General features: G+C 46.5%; 16 protein-coding genes. 5 read left to right on the top strand and 11 right to left on the bottom strand.

Going from position 1 to position 18,820, the window contains the following annotated elements:
• Positions 1 to 41 precede the first annotated feature (41 nt).
• From V7051_RS07350 to glnE, 6 genes are all read right to left on the bottom strand, one after another.
• Positions 42 to 908, bottom strand: a complete 867-nt coding sequence (locus V7051_RS07350; protein ID WP_333874293.1) for a HEAT repeat domain-containing protein — start codon at positions 906 to 908, stop codon at positions 42 to 44.
• 433 nt (positions 909 to 1,341) lie between these two features.
• On the bottom strand, positions 1,342 to 2,268 hold the full coding sequence (locus tag V7051_RS07345; RefSeq protein ID WP_333874292.1) for a hypothetical protein: 927 nt from the start codon (positions 2,266 to 2,268) through the stop codon (positions 1,342 to 1,344).
• Positions 2,269 to 2,546: 278 nt separating this feature from the next.
• The gene (gene waaC, locus V7051_RS07340) at positions 2,547 to 3,554 is read right to left on the bottom strand and encodes a lipopolysaccharide heptosyltransferase I (RefSeq protein ID WP_333874291.1); all 1,008 of its coding nucleotides are present in this window, start codon (positions 3,552 to 3,554) and stop codon (positions 2,547 to 2,549) included.
• Positions 3,551 to 4,579, bottom strand: a complete 1,029-nt coding sequence (gene waaF / locus V7051_RS07335; RefSeq protein WP_442919636.1) for a lipopolysaccharide heptosyltransferase II — start codon at positions 4,577 to 4,579, stop codon at positions 3,551 to 3,553. The genes waaC and waaF overlap by 4 nt, the downstream gene beginning before the upstream one ends.
• Positions 4,580 to 4,723: 144 nt before the next feature.
• Entirely contained in the window at positions 4,724 to 5,647 is a 924-nt protein-coding gene (locus V7051_RS07330; RefSeq protein ID WP_333874328.1) for a branched-chain amino acid transaminase, read from the bottom strand.
• Between the two features lie 86 nt (positions 5,648 to 5,733).
• Positions 5,734 to 8,604, bottom strand: coding sequence for a bifunctional [glutamate--ammonia ligase]-adenylyl-L-tyrosine phosphorylase/[glutamate--ammonia-ligase] adenylyltransferase (gene glnE / locus V7051_RS07325; protein ID WP_333874289.1), 2,871 nt, complete (start codon positions 8,602 to 8,604; stop codon positions 5,734 to 5,736).
• Positions 8,605 to 8,778: 174 nt separating this feature from the next.
• Here glnE and V7051_RS07320 point away from each other — a divergent pair, with 174 nt between their 5' ends.
• Entirely contained in the window at positions 8,779 to 9,237 is a 459-nt protein-coding gene (locus V7051_RS07320; RefSeq protein ID WP_333874288.1) for a hypothetical protein, read from the top strand.
• Positions 9,238 to 9,335: 98 nt separating this feature from the next.
• Here V7051_RS07320 and V7051_RS07315 read toward each other — a convergent pair whose 3' ends face one another.
• From V7051_RS07315 to nth, 4 genes are all read right to left on the bottom strand, one after another.
• Positions 9,336 to 10,109 (bottom strand): HvfC family RiPP maturation protein, encoded by a 774-nt coding sequence (locus tag V7051_RS07315; RefSeq protein WP_333874287.1) that lies wholly within the window; start codon positions 10,107 to 10,109, stop codon positions 9,336 to 9,338.
• On the bottom strand, positions 10,090 to 10,941 hold the full coding sequence (locus V7051_RS07310; protein ID WP_333874286.1) for an HvfB family MNIO-type RiPP peptide maturase: 852 nt from the start codon (positions 10,939 to 10,941) through the stop codon (positions 10,090 to 10,092). Before V7051_RS07310 ends, V7051_RS07315 begins: the two co-directional genes overlap by 20 nt.
• A gap of 88 nt (positions 10,942 to 11,029) precedes the next feature.
• On the bottom strand, positions 11,030 to 11,434 hold the full coding sequence (locus V7051_RS07305; protein WP_333874285.1) for an HvfA family oxazolone/thioamide-modified RiPP metallophore: 405 nt from the start codon (positions 11,432 to 11,434) through the stop codon (positions 11,030 to 11,032).
• 142 nt (positions 11,435 to 11,576) lie between these two features.
• Positions 11,577 to 12,251, bottom strand: a complete 675-nt coding sequence (nth, locus tag V7051_RS07300; RefSeq protein ID WP_333874284.1) for an endonuclease III — start codon at positions 12,249 to 12,251, stop codon at positions 11,577 to 11,579.
• A 658-nt stretch (positions 12,252 to 12,909) separates the two neighbouring features.
• Between nth and V7051_RS07295 the strand changes: the two genes are divergently transcribed.
• Positions 12,910 to 14,541 carry a DUF342 domain-containing protein gene (locus V7051_RS07295; RefSeq protein ID WP_333874283.1) on the top strand — a complete coding sequence of 544 codons (1,632 nt, stop codon included), beginning with the start codon at positions 12,910 to 12,912 and terminating at the stop codon, positions 14,539 to 14,541.
• Between the two features lie 160 nt (positions 14,542 to 14,701).
• Here the strand turns inward: V7051_RS07295 and V7051_RS07290 are convergent, their stop codons facing one another.
• Positions 14,702 to 14,986, bottom strand: coding sequence for a hypothetical protein (locus V7051_RS07290; protein WP_333874282.1), 285 nt, complete (start codon positions 14,984 to 14,986; stop codon positions 14,702 to 14,704).
• Between the two features lie 143 nt (positions 14,987 to 15,129).
• On the opposite strand from V7051_RS07290, the gene V7051_RS07285 reads away from it, so the two are divergent.
• From V7051_RS07285 to V7051_RS07275, 3 genes are read left to right on the top strand one after another with little or no spacing between them, the layout of a single operon-like run.
• Positions 15,130 to 17,226 carry an AsmA family protein gene (locus tag V7051_RS07285; protein WP_333874281.1) on the top strand — a complete coding sequence of 699 codons (2,097 nt, stop codon included), beginning with the start codon at positions 15,130 to 15,132 and terminating at the stop codon, positions 17,224 to 17,226.
• Between the two features lie 42 nt (positions 17,227 to 17,268).
• Positions 17,269 to 18,318: an A/G-specific adenine glycosylase gene (mutY, locus tag V7051_RS07280; RefSeq protein ID WP_333874280.1), complete on the top strand. Its 1,050-nt coding sequence runs from the start codon at positions 17,269 to 17,271 to the stop codon at positions 18,316 to 18,318.
• Entirely contained in the window at positions 18,315 to 18,587 is a 273-nt protein-coding gene (locus V7051_RS07275) for an oxidative damage protection protein (protein WP_333874279.1), read from the top strand. Before mutY ends, V7051_RS07275 begins: the two co-directional genes overlap by 4 nt.
• Positions 18,588 to 18,820 lie beyond the last annotated feature (233 nt).

Raw genomic sequence — 18,820 nt, 5'->3', positions numbered from 1 at the left:
AGCAAAAACAGGCAGATTATTGCTTAATTTACCGACAGTAATTACTCGGCGCTGCCTGTTTTTAATAAAGGCTCCAGCCTTATTCCTGCCAATTGTCGCACCGTCGCGTCGCTATCCTTGAGCGCCTGCTGAAGCAACGCTACATCTCCTCCCGCGTTATCAACCGCCGTTAGCCGTACCGAAACATCCTTGTCGCGCAACGCTTCTAGCAACACTGGTGCCATCACCATTGCGGCTTCGCGATGCGCTAAACTGGATATAGCCCGCACTCTTACTCTGGCATCAGGATCTGAAAGCGCCGTTTCCAATGTTTGTCTGACAGCAATATCACCTTCTCGTCCACCCACCATCAGGCGTCCGATAGCTTCAGCACGTTCGGCAGGAATTTTTGAGCTTGCCATTTTCACTAGCTCATCGGTTTCGTCCGGTTCCGCTTCGGGTTTTACGGCCATTGCCATAATCTGTAGTTGCTGCCCGGTTCCTTCCGACGGACAAACGATGGAATTCGCCTGCTCTGCTACAAACTTTGCTCCAAGCACCCAAACTTCTTCGGGCGTTCCATGAGGATCAGCCTTGGAAGGCTGCCTTGAGTATCGAAAAACAAGATCCGCTTTACGGTCCAGTAAGCACTCCACGATCCGTTTTACTGTTGACCCCACACAAATTGCGGTCACTAAACCATCAGGTAAAACTGAATAGTTTATCCTGACGCCGGTTTTTCTCACAATGCTGTCGAGTACTTGCGGCAATGATGCCTGCCTTACCTCCAGTTGCAATTCGGCTCCTGCATCTTTAGTCATAACCAACCGGATATACGAACTCTCGGAATTACTGCCGTTTACCGCTGACAACGCGGCTCCGGATATCACTAAAAATGTACTGATTATCCAGGGTCTGATTGCAATCACGCTCATTCCTCCCGAAACTCATAACCTATCCGCGATTGTGTAGTTTCGTGAATAAGAAAATGCCCCTTATCAAAATACCCAAAAGAGCATGAAGCACAAATGCGGTATTATCATTTTCCACATATGCTTCATGCTCTTTTGGGTATAAACAACCCGGATGTTGATTTGCAAAACAACCATCCATGCAAGGTTAAATTATCTTGAAAACTTATCTGTCCGGTCTCAAAACAGGACGTCATAACCTTACTTTCTATTTGTTTGAAAAATACAAAATAGCTAATTGTATTACATTGCTTAATAAAAAGTTTACGGCGATGTTCATCGCCGTAAACAAGTAATAATTACGGCACCTTAACTTACAACAGCGCCGTAATCATATAGCCCGCTACAAACCCAACCTGCATGGACAAGAGTAGCAAAAATTTATCAAGAATTATTTCCAGATATTAGTACCATCTTGTTTTGCGCCTGACCAAACAGGTAGCTCAGCATTAATTTGTGCGGCAGACGGATAAACATACACATCATCGCCTAAGCCTCCGTTACCCGTACAGCCTGCCGGCAGTGCACTCGTTCTAGTTACTTTCAGCGTAGCCGGAGAACCCCATCCGTCGCCTGCAATGGTGTGAGCAGCGTCGGCATAGCCATCATAATTGGAATAGCTTGGCCCGACAGGGATGCCTCCGGGGAGATTGGTGCTGGTAAGATTAGCGGTAGGCGCGCCAAAAGGTTGTCCGGGTACGCCGGTAAAATTAGGGATAGGAGACCAATAGAGGACTTCCTCATCCTTAGCTGTAGTGCTTGGTACCGCAACAGAGCAAAAATCGGCAATAGCCAGCTCGAACGTTACGGTACGTGCACATGATGTCGGTGCAATAGTGACGGCAGCAGAGTAGAAAGGAACGGTGATATTAGTTGAGATAGTTTGATCGTAAGCTTTACCGCCCGCCCAGAATCCATCTTTATTGCCTAAAGTATCAGCTTTAATATTGCTATTTTCCCAGGGATTGCCGCCATTGATTGCCCCACCGATGCCGGACAATGGTGAATAATAAGTGGAAGCTGGGTTGGTGGTATAGACTTTGGCTGTGCCTTTTCCGCCACTGGTCGAATCCACCCCTATCACAGGGGTATAACTGACCGCATTCGGAAACACCACGCTGGTACCGATCGTAGCTTTTCTGGCTGTGCTGGGAGGACAGCCGTGCCCAATGACTACATTGTTACGAACCTTCGTAGCCTCCAGGACACTTGACGTTTCCAGCCGAGTGTGGGCAAAAGCGCCCTGACTGACAGTGACTATCGCTGCAGTCGCCAATGAATACGTGAGCAATTTCTTAAAGGTAATTGATTTTGACATAAGCCCTCCTTAGGACATTTTATTATTGTAAACAGTGCACTTTTAATGATGAGCATTTCATCACGAATTACCCATAACCAAAGTTAAAAGCACATTCTATGCCAACAATAAAAGCCTTATTAACCTTGGCCTCCTAAAGAATTCGAGATGTTTTCCTAAAAAAATGCGGGATATGCCGCATTAAACTATGTTAAATAACATAGTTTAATTATTTAATTCTCCTTAACCCCATTTTTAAAATTTCCACTTTAAAGTTACGAGTATGCAAATCCTGCTCTTTAAATCACACACAGTGCTAATAAAAATTTCGCCTGCTCAATAATCTCCCGCTCATCAATATCTTTAATCGAATAATCCTGTTTGTTAAGCTTATACGGATTAACAATTGAAGCGGACTTAACCACTTTGTTGATGGCGGTCTGGTAAACGCGGCTGACCGGGGTTGGGCCGAAAATGGTGATTGACGGGCGGTTTAGCCCCCAGGCCATGTGGGTCGGGCCGGTGTCGTTACCGATCAGTAAATCGGCTTTGGCTATCAGTGCTTTCAGGCTGTTCAAATCCAGCTTAGGCGTGACTTTGATCAGGTCTGATTGCGTCGCCATCCATTCTGCTGTGACTTTCTCCTTATCGCTACCCCAGATAACCAGGCAGTTTTGCTGCAACGCCTCCGCTATTTTTACAAACTTGGCGGCCGGATAGTTGCGGCTGTCCCAGGTTGAACCGATCACAAGAACAATATTGTTCCGGTCTTTTGATAGGTAATCATATAGTCGCGGATCTTCGTTGTTGAAAAACAAGAACGGCTTTTTGCCCAGAATTTGCTCTGTGGTGATATCGATGCCTAACGGACTGGACAATATTAGCGCATTTCTGTCGATGGTGTTGGCATCGTAAGCACAGGCGACTTTGATGTCATAAAACCATGATGCGGCTTTTTCACGGATAGAATCGGCATCGAACCCGGCAATGCGCTTTCCGACTAATTTGGCTGTGGCAGCCGATTTGATCAGCCCTTGGGCGTCGATAACCAGATCATAGTTGTTGCTTGCATAGCTGTGGATTTCTTTAAGCTGCGCAAATATCCCGGACTTGTTGGTTTTTAAGGCTTTCAGGTTGACCGTCAGGATGTTATCGATGTCGGGATTGTGTTTTAAGACGTCAGCGAAGCGTTGTTCAACGATCCAGTCGATCCGGATTTCCGGGTAACGCGCCTTGATGAATTGAAGCGCGACCATCGCATGGACGATGTCTCCCAGCGCCGAGAGTTTTACGATCGCAACTTTCACTTACGCCCTGATTGGGTAAGCGTTATATGTTCAAGCACTTGATCCGGCGTGATGCCGGTCAGGCAATGAGTATGGCCTAGCGGGCATTCGCGCTTGAAGCAGGGTGCACAATCGAGATTCAACGAAATAATCCGGGCTTTGTCATTCAACGGCGGCGTAAAGCCGGGATTCGACGAGCCGTAAATTGCGATGACTTTTTTATCCAACGCGGCGGCGACATGCATCAGGCCGGAATCATTGCTCACTACGGTATTAGCCAGAGACATTAAATCCACCGCCTCGGCTAATGAGGTTCGACCGGTAAAATCGGTACAAAAGCCGGAAGCTTCGCGGTTGATTTGTGCGGCGTCGGCTTTATCCTTATCGGAACCGAACAGCCAGACCTGCCAGCCTTGATCGATTTTATGCCGGGCGACTTCGGCGTAATACTCGGTGGGCCAGCGCTTGGCCGGACCGTATTCAGCGCCGGGACATAGGGCCAGGATTTTTATCTCCATGGATGGAGTGTATGCCGCAAGCCGGTCGGGAACCGGCGCGGCAGGTGTTGGCATCAGTTGGAATTTATCGATGACAGCCTGTTGCCGATCTTTACTTATCGTTAGCGCGGGCTTTGGGCATGTCGGCGGCATAGGCGCATCAACAGACAAACCTAATGCAACGAAACGCTGCACGGTCATGGTCAGCAGGTTTTTATCCAATTTTCTGGCATCGTTCAGCAAACCCCAGCGGCATTCGCCTATGTAGCCGGTACGGACGGGAATATTGGCAAAGAAAGCCGGGATTGCGGACTTCCAGGAGTTCGGCAACAGGATGGCTTGGTTGTAGCCTTTCGAGCGCAGGCTTAGGCCCAGTTTGATTCGCTCGATTAAGCCGAACTTGCCGCGCGGCAGCGGCATGACAATAGCTTTGCTCACTTCGGGCATTCTTTCCAGCAAGGACAATGTCCATGCCGGAGCCAACACGTCAATTTGGCAATCCGGGTGGGTATTTTTCAGGGCGATAAACAGGCTTTGCGCCATCACCATATCGCCGACCCAGGAGGGGCCGACGACTAGAATTTTGTGATATTTTTTCAAGGCCTTACATACTATATTTTTTAAACCACGAAGGACACGAAGTTTTATAGCTCTTTCTTCGTGTCTTCGTGGTTAAATATTTTTCAAAAACACTCAAGCAACGTAAGTCAACCAATCGGCATGGTCGTCTCTGCGTCCATGTACATAGTCGAAATACAATGATTGCAATTGCTCGGTAATTGGGCCACGGCTGCCGGAACCGATTTCGCGGTTATCCAGTTCCCTGATCGGTGTCACTTCAGCCGCAGAACCGGTAAAGAACGCTTCATCGGCAACATAAATCTCATCGCGGGTAATGCGTTTTTCAATCACTTCATAACCTTGCTCTCTGGCAATGGTCATGACCGTATCGCGGGTAATGCCTTCCAATGCCGAAGTGGTTTCCGGCGTGTAAATTTTACCGTTGCGCACGATGAACAGGTTTTCGGCGCTGCCTTCCGCCGCGAAACCTTCATGATCCAGCATCAACGCTTCATCGTAACCATTGGCGCGCGCTTCTTGTAACGCCAGAATGGAATTGATGTAGTTGCCGTTGGCTTTGGCTTTGCACATGGTGCTGTTGTGATGGTTGCGGGTATAAGACGAGGTACGGATACGAATGCCTTGCTCGATACTTTCCGCACCTAGATAGGCGCCCCACGACCATGCGGCAACCATGACATGCACTTTCAGGTTGTCAGCTCTCAAGCCCATGCCTTCGGAGCCTAAAAAACACATGCTGCGAATATAGGCGCTGTCCAGATTGTTCTTGGCAACCGCATCGCGCTGAACTTGATTCAGCTCGTCTTTGCCGTAAGGCATTTTCATATTCATGATATGCGCAGAACGGAACAGGCGATCGGTATGATCTTGCATTTTAAAAATCGCGGTGCCTTTTTCCGCATGATAAGCTCTTATGCCTTCAAACACACCCAAACCGTAGTGCAAAGTATGCGTCAACACATGGACTTTAGCTTCGCGCCACTCAACCCATTGTCCGTCCAGCCAAATAACGCCGTCTCTATCGTCCATTGTCATCATTTATTCTCCAACATTAGTGTTTGTTTAATAGGTAATTCGGATTAGCGTAACTCGATAATCCTGGATGTAGAAACACAACGCCTCTACTCCATATAATCATGCCAAATCTGTTCGATTTGAGCGCTCATTTCGGCGACCTCAGCCTCATCGATAACAGCCTGATCCCCTTGTAAAACCTGTTTATGACCGAAATCCCGATAAGTACAGTAAGCGGCTTTAAGTGTTTCAGTGTCGGCTTTGGACATAAATCCCTGCTGTTGAAGGCCTTCAAGCAGCCTAATATTATCCGTGTAGGTTGTTAACGCTACATTCTTAGCCGCTTGGTCTAAAATGCCAAATTGTACTATAAACTCAATATCCGCAATACCGCCTTTGCTTTGTTTTAAGTCAAACTTGTCTTTATCTTTGGTTGCCAACGCCTCGCGCATTTTTTCGCGCATCTCGCGGACTTCTTTTTTTAAGTTTTCCGTATCCCTGGGCAAACTCAAAATCCGGCTGCGAATGGCTTCGTACTGTTCTTTCAGCTGTGGATCGCCGGCGATAAAACGGCCTCTGACCAGCGCTTGTAATTCCCAGGTCCAGGCCTGGTTTTTCAGGTAGTCTTCATAAGCGTTAATATGGCTGACCAATAATCCGGAATCGCCATTGGGGCGTAAACGCATATCCACTTCGTAAAGTACACCGGACAGTAGCTTGGTATCGAGAATATGCCTGACTTTCAGGCCCAATCGACCGTAAAACTGGGAGCAGGAAATCGGCTTGTTACCGTTCGTCATCACATTGCCATCCTTGCAATCGTACAAAAACACCAGATCCAGGTCGGAGCCGTAACCCAGCTCGATACCGCCCAGCTTACCAAAACCGATCACCGCAAAGCCTATCGCGGCATGATCGGTATCCGGCGGAAAACCATGCTTGTCGGTCAGCATCAGCCAGGTGCGCTCGACAACATGGCCGACTATGCTTTCGGCAATATAGGTCAGATAGTCGCTGACCACCATCAGCGGAATTGCACCCATAATATCGGCAGCGGCCACCCGTAACACATTCAATTGTTTAAACTGGCGCAACACAACCATCAATTGCTCTAGGTCCTGAATCTCGACTTGAGCCAGCAATACCTTAAGTTGTTCGTCAAGATCGGTTTTTTTTAACGGCTCATAAAGAGAGCGGGTATCCAGCAATTCATCGAATAACACCGGATACAGCGATAAATAATCGCAAATCCACGGACTGGCGGATGACAGCCTGATCAGCTGCAGCAAGGCGCCGGGATTTTCAGATAATAACGATAAATACACATTCCGGCCGGCTACCGCTTCAAACAAGCCGAGTATCCGCATCAGGGTTTCATCCGGGTTATCAACTTGCTGCATCGCATCTATCAGTTGCGGCATTAATCGGTCAAGCACGCCCGCGCCTTTGGCTGTTAATCTTTTAACCGCTATGGAATTCTTAAAATTTTTTATCGTGGTGAGTGTTGCGGCAGCATCCTGAATACCGCAGCCTTTCAAATAATTCATCAACTCCGAATCATCTGCCACGCAAGCCCAAACCTTTTGACTATCCTGGTTTGCGCTATCCTGTTTCGATAGTGAAAAAACCTGGTCGAAGACGCCATGCACCTGCGTTCTTACTTTATCCAGCTCCTGCTTAAAACTTACCCAGTCCGGATAATCCAGCGAATACGCCAGTATCCGTTGCACGGACGGATCTTTCGGTAAATCGTGGGTTTGCTGGTCTTGATATTGTTGGATATGGTTTTCCACCCGACGTAAAAATCGATAAGACTGTTTTAATTGATCGGCATCTTCTTGCGCTAATAACTTCCGCTCGCCCAGCAGCTGCAACACATCCAGAATGGGCCGGGTTTGCAAGGCTTTGTCGTTGCCTCCGCGGATCAATTGAAACGCCTGTCCGATAAACTCGATTTCGCGTATGCCGCCGGGCCCAAGCTTGATGTTTTCCATGCGGTCTTTACGGCGCAATTCCTGGGTGATCTGAGCTTTTAGCGAGCGCAATTCTTCAAACGCGCCGTAATCGAGATAACGCCGATACACAAAAGGCCTGAACATAGCCATCAGTTGCGCGCCTACTTTAAAATCGCCTGCGACTTGGCGTACCTTGATCATCGCATAACGTTCCCATTCCCTGGCTTGGGTCTGGTAATAATTTTCCATGCCGTCGAAAGTCATGATGATAGGACCGCTATCGCCATAAGGCCTTAAGCGTATATCGGTGCGAAATACGAAGCCATCCACGGTGATTTCATCCAGCACTTTGATCAGGTTGCGGCACAGCTTGGTAAAGAACTCGCCGTAAGTCGTTTCTTTCCTGTCCGGCAACACGCCGTCTTCTGCGTAGGCAAAAATCAGATCGATGTCGGACGAATAATTCAGCTCATACGCGCCCAACTTGCCCATGCCCAGCACTACGATTTGCTGCGGGCTGCCATCGAATAATAATGGCGTTCCGCGTAGCTCACAGGCTTCTTGGTAAAGAAAATCCAGCGCGTATTGAATGCAGGCATCGGCCAGATGCGATAAATCGGTCAGCGTTTCGGATAATTCGACCCATCCTGCCAAATCCCGCCAGGCTATCCTGACCATTTCCCTACGCCGGAAGTCGCGCAGTTTCGTCATTAACTCGGCTTGCGATTCAACCGGCGTATGCGCCAGTTTCTCAACATAGCTGTTTTTTTCATATATAGCTGATAAATCGCCGGAATTGACTAAGTCGACTAATAACTCAGGCTTACGGATACAGCTTTCGGCAATAAACAGACTGGAACACCAGACCTTGACAATAGCCTCGCTCAACTCCGGCGTTTGAGTAATATTGAGCTTCAGTTCCGTAACCCGCTCGTCCCATTTTGTCAGCGAACCGATTACTGTTGTTCTTAACTCATCAGGTAGCGCCGCAAATTCGGATTCGAGATTTTTTAAAAAAGACATGGGGGAAAGTCATCAATGAAAAGCCTCATGATAACGAAAACAGGCATGTAACGAGTAGCGCTATTTGTAAACATCTTGATTGAACGACGAAGATCAGTAGAACGAGTCTTAATAAAATGATAAAGTTTGATTAACCTTACTATTAAATTCTGAAACTATTTACGATTTAAACTTATGAAAACGCCTACCTTTACCAAGAATTTCTTTTTTGCTGCCTTGACCAGCATGGTTATCGCACTAGCCGTTACCGGCTGCTCGGATGATGAAGAGAAAGTTGCAGCCGCGAAACCGGCAGCGGCTAACGTTGTGCATAATCCATTCGATCACTCCCACGATGGTGAAGTAACCGATATACAAAAGCACAAGTTTGAACATGATTTTGCCGATCAGTGTGTACAACGGGAACTGAAAAACTCAACCAATAAAGAATTCGATAAAGTACGCTATGCGACGCCTTGCATGTGCATAGCCAAATTTTTGATGAAAGATTTGACTGCTGATGAAGCTGAAAAATTTATCGGTGAACACAAAAATGCCCAGTCTTTAGTCATCAAGTACGAGAATGCAGCTTATCACTGCCTGCAACAAAACGCCCATCCTAAAGGACCGGATTTTTCCAGAGCGCCGCAGTAAGATAACTGATTGGCTTGCGCTATAAGCACCAGCCTAAAACCTATGACCACGAAGGCACTAACAACCGAGGTGCCTTCAACTCAAACGGAAATTCAGACTCAAGCAACAGAAATAATAGTCTTTTCAGCCAGCTCTTTTAGAATCTGCAAGCCGCCTGCTCTAATCATTTCAGGATTGGGATGATTCAATTCCTCGGTAACCTGCTTTAGACAATCCGTTGTCACCACCTCTTCTTGCTCCTGAATTATTTGCAACAGCCGGTAGGTAATCGGAGTAATTTCTATAAAATTAACCTCGTCATCCTGATCGCGATAAACAATCAAAAACGTGGCTTGTTCCGGCGCTGTTTCAGGTAAAAAAGCGGGCGATATTTTCTGAACCGGATATTGATAGGCTAGCGGCCAAGCCAAAGGCGAGAGCCGAATGTGTTGGTTTAGCAGGGTATCCACGCTTTTCTGATTGGCGGGTACAGTTTCCTTGGCGATAGATAAAGCCATTTCCACCCATTCGTAATGCGCCAACTCCAGCATAAACGGAAAATCAGCCGAGCTATCCCGCTCGTTTTGCAGGTAATCCAGAAACTCTTCCGGGATTTCCGAAAAATGCGGCGATTGACTGGCATGCTTGGAGAAAAAATCCTGCCCCAACTCGAACCATTGCCGATCATCCAAAATGGTCCGCAACACCGGAAAATTGGCCGACAAAAAACTATCGATATTATTAAAAAACAGCTCGCGATACATCGCCATGCGTTGCGGCTGGACATCAGCAGGCGGCGGATTATTTTCTGGGTCCCGTATGTATGATGCAAACTCAAGCTGTTTGGCTTTAAAGTCGACTTTCATACCGGCCTCATGCAAATTGCTGGGCATGTTGTTTTTCCCAGGCGGTTTGTATCGCGCTGATGGTGTTCACTTCTTGAATTAATTCTTCCATTGCAGGGATGTTAAAGTCCCGTTCCAATAGCGTCGGAAACACGCCGTAAAGTTCATAAGCTTTACCCAACAATTTCCAGACCGGATCAATCACCTCAGCGCCGTGGGTGTCGACCAGAAAATCTTCAGCTTCGACATAATGCCCAGCGATATGCGCATAAGCGATACGGTGCGCGGGCATCGCTTTTAAAAAAGCTTCGGCATCGTAACCGTGGTTAACGCTGTTCACGTAAATATTATTGATATCGATCAGCACATCGCAGTCCGCTTCTTCGATAACCGCATTGAAAAAATCGATCTCCGCCATTTCCTGGCCGGGGGCGGCATAGTAGGACACATTTTCGATGGCTATCTTGTGCTCCAGAATATCCTGGACGCGCTTGATCCGCCCGGCAACATGAGCAACCGCTTCGGAGGTAAACGGAATCGGCATCAGGTCGTATAAATGCCCGTCTTTGCTACAATAGCTTAAATGTTCGCTGTAAAACTTGATTTGATGTTCGGCCATGAACTGTTTAACTTCACTTACGAATTTTTCATCCAGCGGATCGGTGCTGCCTATCGATAATGATAGGCCGTGGCAGACAAAATCAAAGCGCTCGGTCATTGCACGAAATTGTTTACCTAATTTCCCACCAATGGTGATCCAATTTTCCGGCGCGACTTCGTAAAAGCCGACATCTTTGGGGGGCGATTCAACAATCTGACTTAAAAATGACCGCCTAAGACCTAATCCGGCGCCGTGAACGAGATTTTGGGTTGTGTCCATAAGAACACCTTGCTGTAATTTGAGGAGAATTGGAGAGCATGATGATCATGCTCTCCTTATACTAAACCGGGAAATAACCGTCTTAGATTTATTTGGCTTTGCCGGCAGGCTCTTTAGACATATTGCCGCATGAGCCTTCTTTGCCTTTCATCATCGCACCGCAAGCCATTTCCATACCCGGCTTCATTTTACCGTCTTGCATCATAGCGCCGCATTTGCTTTCGCCACACTTTCCTTCGGTCGCTTTAGCGGCATCAGGTTTTTTATTGCCTGCACATGCGCCTTCCGCCGCTTTATGCTTGTCCATGCCGCCCATTGCCGCGCCGCAAGCCATTTCAGCCGCTTTATCCGCAGCAGCAACTTGCATGTAACCGGTCGATAGTTCAGTCATTCCAAAAGGGTTAACTTCGGCATTAACGGCAGTTGCAGCAAAAGTAGACAAAAAAGCAGCTCCCATTGCAGCAGCTAGAGGTGTTTTATTAGTTTTTTTCATGTTGACTCCAGAGTGTTGAGATAAAAACTTCGAGCTTCAATTCGTTCCCGGCTGTTAAGCCGGGAAAACGCATCGAATACCGCTTATCATATCAAAATCAACCGAATATAATATGAATATCCTTCTTCCTTATAAAACCCAATCAGATTACCGGTCTGGTCGCCGTTGTCGCATAGTCGTCTTGATGACCGGTTTTGTGCTCATACTCGCACAAATCTTCAATAACACAGCTCTGGCAACGTGGCTTTCTGGCGATACAAGTGTAACGGCCATGCAGAATCAGTAAATGATGCGCATCTTTCTTATGCTTTTTAGGCACCCATTTATCCAGTTTACGCTCTACTTCCAGTACATTTTTACCGGGCGCAATACCGGTACGATTTGCAACCCTGAAAATATGGGTATCCACCGCAATCGCATGTTGTCCAAAAGCGGTATTCAATATGACATTGGCGGTTTTTCTGCCGACTCCTGCCAGTGCCTCCAAGTCTTTCCGTGTTTCAGGCACCTGCCCCGCATGTTTATCAAGCAACTGTCTACACAGCGAGATGATATGGGTAGCCTTGCTGTTAAATAGTCCAATGGTCTTGATGTATTCTTTCAAACCTACTTCGCCCAATGCCAAAATATCGCTAGGCGTATTGGCGACGGGAAATAATTTGGCGGTAGCCTTGTTAACGCCTTTATCGGTCGCCTGCGCTGATAAAACGACTGCAATTAATAATTCAAAAGTGCTGGTGTAATGCAGTTCCGTAGTCGGTTCAGGTATGGCGACAGCCAGTCGATCAAAAATTTCCAGGCGTTTTTTTAGGTTCATAGCTATCTTTGGTTTCACTCTAAAATGTGCCGCTATTTTCAACATAATCAAAAAATGAAACAAGATATAACTGAAAACAACGAAATCGGCTGGGTCTTTTTTCGACCTTATACAATGGAATTTGATTGGAGGTACCGGTAACCACGCGATCTGGGCATAACTGGTTTTTACTTTACAATAGATGAAACTATTCCAAGTGGGCCAAATGGTACGCGAACACAAAGAGTAGGGAAAGCTGTCAACTTCACATTGGTTGCTTGTTGCCGCTGATGTTTCCTGTTTTTGTTCAGACGCTTTTGGACAGTGTGAAAAATTTCCACGATATTCGTAAAGGTTTGCTCATTGCGTTAATCCGAGGCTGTATCCGGCCTATGCCGACACCCAGCAGTATTGTGCTTACACCGGCTCTCCCGAATTTTCTTGCAGTTCAACTATTAATATATGGTATGCACGGCGCCATCTCTGGCTCTTAATTTATTGATTTTTGTTATTCTCGACTTAGAATAACAATATCTACATCTATCTCCTTTCCACTGCTTTGAGCGACCTAGCGTTTTGTTTTTCAAAAAACTGTGATCTGCTCCACATTTTTAACTTTAAATTATGCAAACCATTTTAATATCCAGTAGCGTTACGCGTTTTGTCTGAGGAGCAAATAGTGATCGAAGTGACACATGAAGATGCACTTACATTCAGACTGGACGGGGACAACAAACTACTTGCTGTACATGAACCAGGTGGAAGTAAGACTACTCTGGATGCAGCTGCGGTAAAGGAAATGCTGGCTCGCCAGAACCTATCTGAGCTGTTCCTGGATGAAAAAGCGTTATCGCGCTTAGTACAGACGTACAACAATAGCAATGCCGGTTTTATACTGGAAATCGGTGAACGCCGTGATGGCGAATTCATCATCAAAGTCTCCGATGATAAAATGACTGCTTGGCTCACTATGACTCCCGCGTATGGCGGCTCTCCGGTCACCTTTGAGCAAATTCGTCAATCCCTTAAAGAAAAAGGCATCATCAGCGGTCTCGTCACAACCGCTGAACTCGAAACCGTCCTCAAAAAAGGTCAAGTCACAGATTTCGTCATTGCCCAAGGCATTCCGGCCGTGCCGGGCCTTGATGCACAGTTCCACAGCCTGGTGCCTGAAATGCAAGAACGGCGCCCTCAAATAAATGAACACGGTATCGCTGATTTTCGTGATCTTGGGAATCTTATTCTGGTAAAACAAGGCGATCCACTGATGCGTCGCACCTTACCGACTGAAGGCAAAAAAGGGAAAAATATCCTTGGACAAATACTGATGCCCAAGCCCAGTCAAAACACGCCTTTTACCTCGGAGCTGAAAGGCTCCATGTTTGATCCTGATGACAAGGACTTGTTGGTGTCAACGATCATAGGCCAACCACTGCTGATTCCCAATGGCGTTATGGTGTCACCCACTATTACCGTGCCGCAGGTGAATATCTCGTCCGGAAACTTAAGCTTCGACGGTACGATTAATATCTTGGGTGATGTCATGGAAGGGATGAAGGTTTACGCATTAAACGACATCTTTATCGGCGGAACCGTCGAAGCTTCGGAAATTGAAGCCGGTGGAAATATCAGTATCAAAGGTGGCGTGATTGGTAACCGTGATGCGAGTGGCGCCTCGACGATGTCAATGGGAGGAAAAATTTCCTGTAAAGGTTCGGTGAGTGCCCGCTTCGCCAAATATGTCACTATTGAAGCCGGCACCAGCATCGTCATTGAAGAATATTCCATGAACAATCAATTGACGGCAATGAATCAAATTTTAGTTGGAAAACCCGGAGCCAAAAAAGGACTCATCATCGGTGGTAGTGCCCGTGCAATGATGCTGGTACAAGCGGTCTCAATCGGCTCTGATGCCGGCATCAAAACCTATATTCAGGCTGGCTTAAATCCACATACTCAGGAACAACTGAGCAGTATTAAACGTGAAATTGAGGCGAATGAAAAAAATCAGGACGATATAAAAAAGATTATCACCTTCCTAGAAAACAATCCTGAAAAAGACAAGAACGGATTGCTAGACAAGGCGCACCGTACTTTAGCTAATTTAACGACCCAAATTGCCCAGTGCCAAGCGGATAAGGAAAACCTTCTCGCTGAAATATCGTTTGCGGAATATGCCAAGATTGTTGTGGAGCGAAACATCTGTAATGGTGTTGAAATCCGGATCGGCAATCAGGTATGGAAGGCCCACGAAGAGCGAGGAAAAACTGTTTTTCGGCTTATTGATGGAAAAATCAGCTTCGGTACCTAAGTTTCACATTAATTTGTCCTTTCGTTAGAATCAAAGAAAACGCCGCTCCACCCTCTCAACGCAAGCTTTACAGCGCTATCCTTTATTAATTTTTATTAATCTCAAAAACGGGAAATTTAATCCCTGTTTAAAAACAGTGACTACGTATTATCTGGTCTGTTTATTCTTTTTCAGCAGCGTCCGCCAATAATTTCTTTCTGATTAAAAAGGCCGCACCGATTGCACATAGAGCAGGTATCTGCACAAGCAAAAAAGTGCCTGTAGGATTTTTAGCAAACATTCCCGATAAAGCGGAAACCACCGTCAGCTTCACCGCCCACCAAGCAATCCAATAACCGATCAATCCTGTGATAGCCCAGTTAATAGGCGGCTCGCCCTTTTCCTTTGCGGTCATATAAAACCATACAAGCACTGCAACTGCAGCAAATCTAGCCAAATGCAACATTTTCCCACCTCATTTTTAATTATAATGAACCGACAGTAATTTAAACTCTACCCAATTAGCGTTTAACTGGCAACAGCTGTTATAAGTAGATAATCATATTCCATAATTGATCGTCATTACATTTTTTACGCAAGGAGAATATTATGGGAAAACCGCTCAAAATCATCTTATCGACAATTGCTGCAATGATTTTGCTGCTGATAGCCGTGGCCTGCATCCTGCCATTCGTTATCGATCCCAATGATTTTAAGCCTGACATTGCCGCCGCCGTTAAGGAAAAAACCGGCCGGGAGCTGACACTGGACGGTGACTTAAAACTCTCGCTGTTGCCTTGGCTCGGCATTTCAACAGGAAAAATTGCACTGAGCAATGCGGCGGGATTTCAAGACCGTCCCTTTACAACCATTGAAGAAAGTAATGTACAAGTGCTGTTGCTACCGCTGTTATCGAAGAAAGTAGAAATTAGCCGCATTGTCTTAAAAAACCCGATTTTAAATCTTGCCAGGAACAAACAGGGCATCAGCAACTGGGATGATCTAACCACCCAAGCCCCAGCACCTGCCGCTGTCGTCGGCAAACCGGATGAACAGCCGGTAACATCCTCGACACCGATGACTCTTATCATCGGCGGTATTGTTATTGAAAATGCCCAGATTAACTGGGACGACCTGAAAACCGAAAAACATATCGAAATAAAAGACTTTAACCTAAGCACCGATAAATTCACTTTTGATAAGTCGGTTGGCATTGCTGTTTCCATGATAGCTTTGGATAACGCGTCTAAATTAACCCAAACCATCAAATTAAACACCGAATTAAGCGCTAATGAAAAACTCGATACTTTTGCACTACGCCATAGCGATCTGCAAATTACATCATCAGGGGAAACCGTTCCCGGCAAATCATTAACCACAGCATTAACTATCGCCGATATAGCGCTGGATATGAGCAATCAAACGGCTAAGATTTCCGGATTGCAGCTAAAATCGGGTGACGTGATGATCACCGCTGTTGAAATGAACGGCACCTCTATTAAAGATAAACCCTCTTTTCAAGGTCCTATTTCCATTGCGCCATTCAGTCCCGCCAAAGTTATGCAGCAACTGGCTATCGCCGTGCCCGTCATGCAGGATTCCACTACACTGAGCAAACTGTCCGCCAACTTTGACTTGACCGCAACTACCGATTCGGCTGATCTGCAAAATCTGGTTTTAACACTGGACGATACCCAAATTAAAGGGGCTATCAATATTAAAGATTTCGCCCAGTCGATTATCAGTTTCAACTTGAACATTGATGCGCTTGATGTCGATCGCTATTTATCCCCAGCCGATAAATCATCCAAACCTATCGCCAGCCCCGCCGTTTTATTGGCGACCGGCCTTTCCGCTTTGCCTGTTGAAACATTGAGAAAACTTAATGCCGACGGCACAGTATCGCTCGGCAAACTTAAAGTCAACGATCTGGCAATGCAGGACATTCGCATAAACCTGAACGGCAAAAACGGCGTCATTACCACACAACAATCGGTCAAACAATTTTACCAAGGCAGCTATTCCGGTAATCTGAATATGGATGCGCATGGCGACAAACCGAAACTGGCAGTAACCGAAAAAATTGACCGTGTACAAATCGAACCTTTACTGAAAGATTACCGGGGCGAGGCCAAAATCAGCGGCATTGTTAACGCATCTGCACAACTGCAAGGACAAGGGCACAAAGCAGATGAATTAAAAACATCGCTGAACGGCCAGTTAAGTTTCTTGTTTAAGGACGGCGTGGTAAAAGGTTTTAATCTGCAAAAAATCATTGATGAAGGCAAGGCGCTGATTAAAGGTTCCGCTTTGCTCTCAGATAGTAAAAATGATCAAACGCTATTTTCAGAAATGAGCGGTACGGCCACGATCACTAACGGCCTGATCCAGAATAACGACCTTGTTGCCAAGTCCTCCAAATTACGTGTCGACGGCAAGGGCAATGTAAACCTGAACTCTGAAGCACTGGACTATAAGATAGACGCCAAGCTGCTTGATTCAGACCTGGCAGCCCCTGAGCCTGAACAAGTTAAAGGCGCTATAGCCATTAATATTGCCGGGACCCTCAGCGAACCGTCTTATACGATAGACATAGCTTCATTATTAACCGATAAGAACAAAGCCAAGGTTGAAAAACTAATCGATAAACTCGACAAAAAAATAGGTCCCGGCCTTGGCGATTTGCTAAAAAAGTTTTTAAAATAGCAGCGACCTTCCGGTCCCCACACATAAACCTTATCCGCCCCAATGAGCCCATCCGCTTTTCAACACAACATCCTCGCCTGGTTTGATCAACACGGCCGTAAAGACCTGCCTTGGCAAAAAGACCTTACGCCCTACCGTGTTTGGCTCTCCGAGACCATGTTGCAACAAACCCAGGTTGCAACCGTTATTCCTTATTTCAACACTTTTATTGAAAAATTCCCGGATATTACAAGTTTGGCCAACGCACCTGTTGATGAAGTTCTGCATCTATGGTCAGGGCTTGGCTACTACGCTCGTGCCCGTAACCTGCATAAAACCGCACAACTTATTGCCGCACAGGATCGTTTTCCCGATACGCAGGATGAACTCATTGCATTACCCGGCATAGGCCTGTCCACGGCGGGAGCCATATTGAGCATCGCCTTTAATAAAAGCCACCCGATTCTTGATGGCAATGTTAAAAGGGTATTAACCCGGTTCAGAGCTGTTTCCGGCTGGCCGGGCAACAGCGCCGTCAACAAGGAATTGTGGGCCATCAGCGCCAAACTGACACCTGTAATCCGCGTCGCGGATTACACTCAGGCCATGATGGACTTGGGCGCAACTGTTTGCACCCGCAGCAAACCTGCTTGTACCGCCTGCCCGCTTAATGCCGATTGTTTAGCCAGACTTGCCGGTAATAGTTCGGCATTTCCCACACCCAAACCTGCCAAGGTCTTGCCGATCAAGCAACTGACCTTTTTAATGCTGAGCAATTCCGATAACCGAATATTATTGGAAAAAAGACCGCCAACCGGAATCTGGGGCGGCTTATGGAGCCTGCCGGAATTCGACAGTATTGAAGCGGCACATGACTGGTGCTTAAGCAAAAATATTCATATTGTCGACCAGCAAACACTGGCAACCAAGCGCCACACCTTTTCCCATTATCATCTGGATTACACCCCGTTGCTTGTTCAATCCGATAACCCTATAAATTTTGTGATGGAAGCTAATCAAACTGTCTGGTATAAAACCGAGCAGCTTAATAAACTAGGCTTAGCCGCACCGGTTAAGCTGTTGTTGCAACAATCACATACGGGAATAAAATGACTAGAATGGTTAAATGCGTAAAATTGGGGATAGAAGCCGAAGGCCTGGATACGCCGCCTTTTCCAGGCCCTAAAGGTCAGGAAATATTTGAAAAAGTATCCAAACAAGCCTGGAAGGAATGGCTGGCCAAGCAAACCATGCTGATTAATGAAGGAAAACTGGCCAGCTTTGACCCGAAAGCCAGAGCATTTTTAGCCGAAGAAAGAACCAAGTTTTTGTTCGAAGGTAACAACGAAATGCCCGAAGGCTATGTGCCGCCAAAGGCTTGATCGTTAGCCCTCAAGCTTATGCGCAGCACTGAATATGTTGCGCTACACATGCTTAATATCCCAACAAGCAACGGATTTAACCCGTTACCGACTGTTCAACTTTATGCGGCCGCAACGCCAAAAAGTGCGGCATATGCCGCACTTCTTTACGGCATAACCCTCAAAAAGGCGAATTCTTCCGTTAAATAGCTTGCTAATTCAATTGGCTACATTTTAAGTCAGCTTTATTGAAA

The organism is Methylobacter sp. (genome assembly GCF_036845245.1).
Taxonomy (GTDB): domain Bacteria; phylum Pseudomonadota; class Gammaproteobacteria; order Methylococcales; family Methylomonadaceae; genus Methylobacter_A.
Note: the sequence above shows the minus strand (reverse complement) of the source record. Positions and strands in the feature narration are given on the sequence as shown.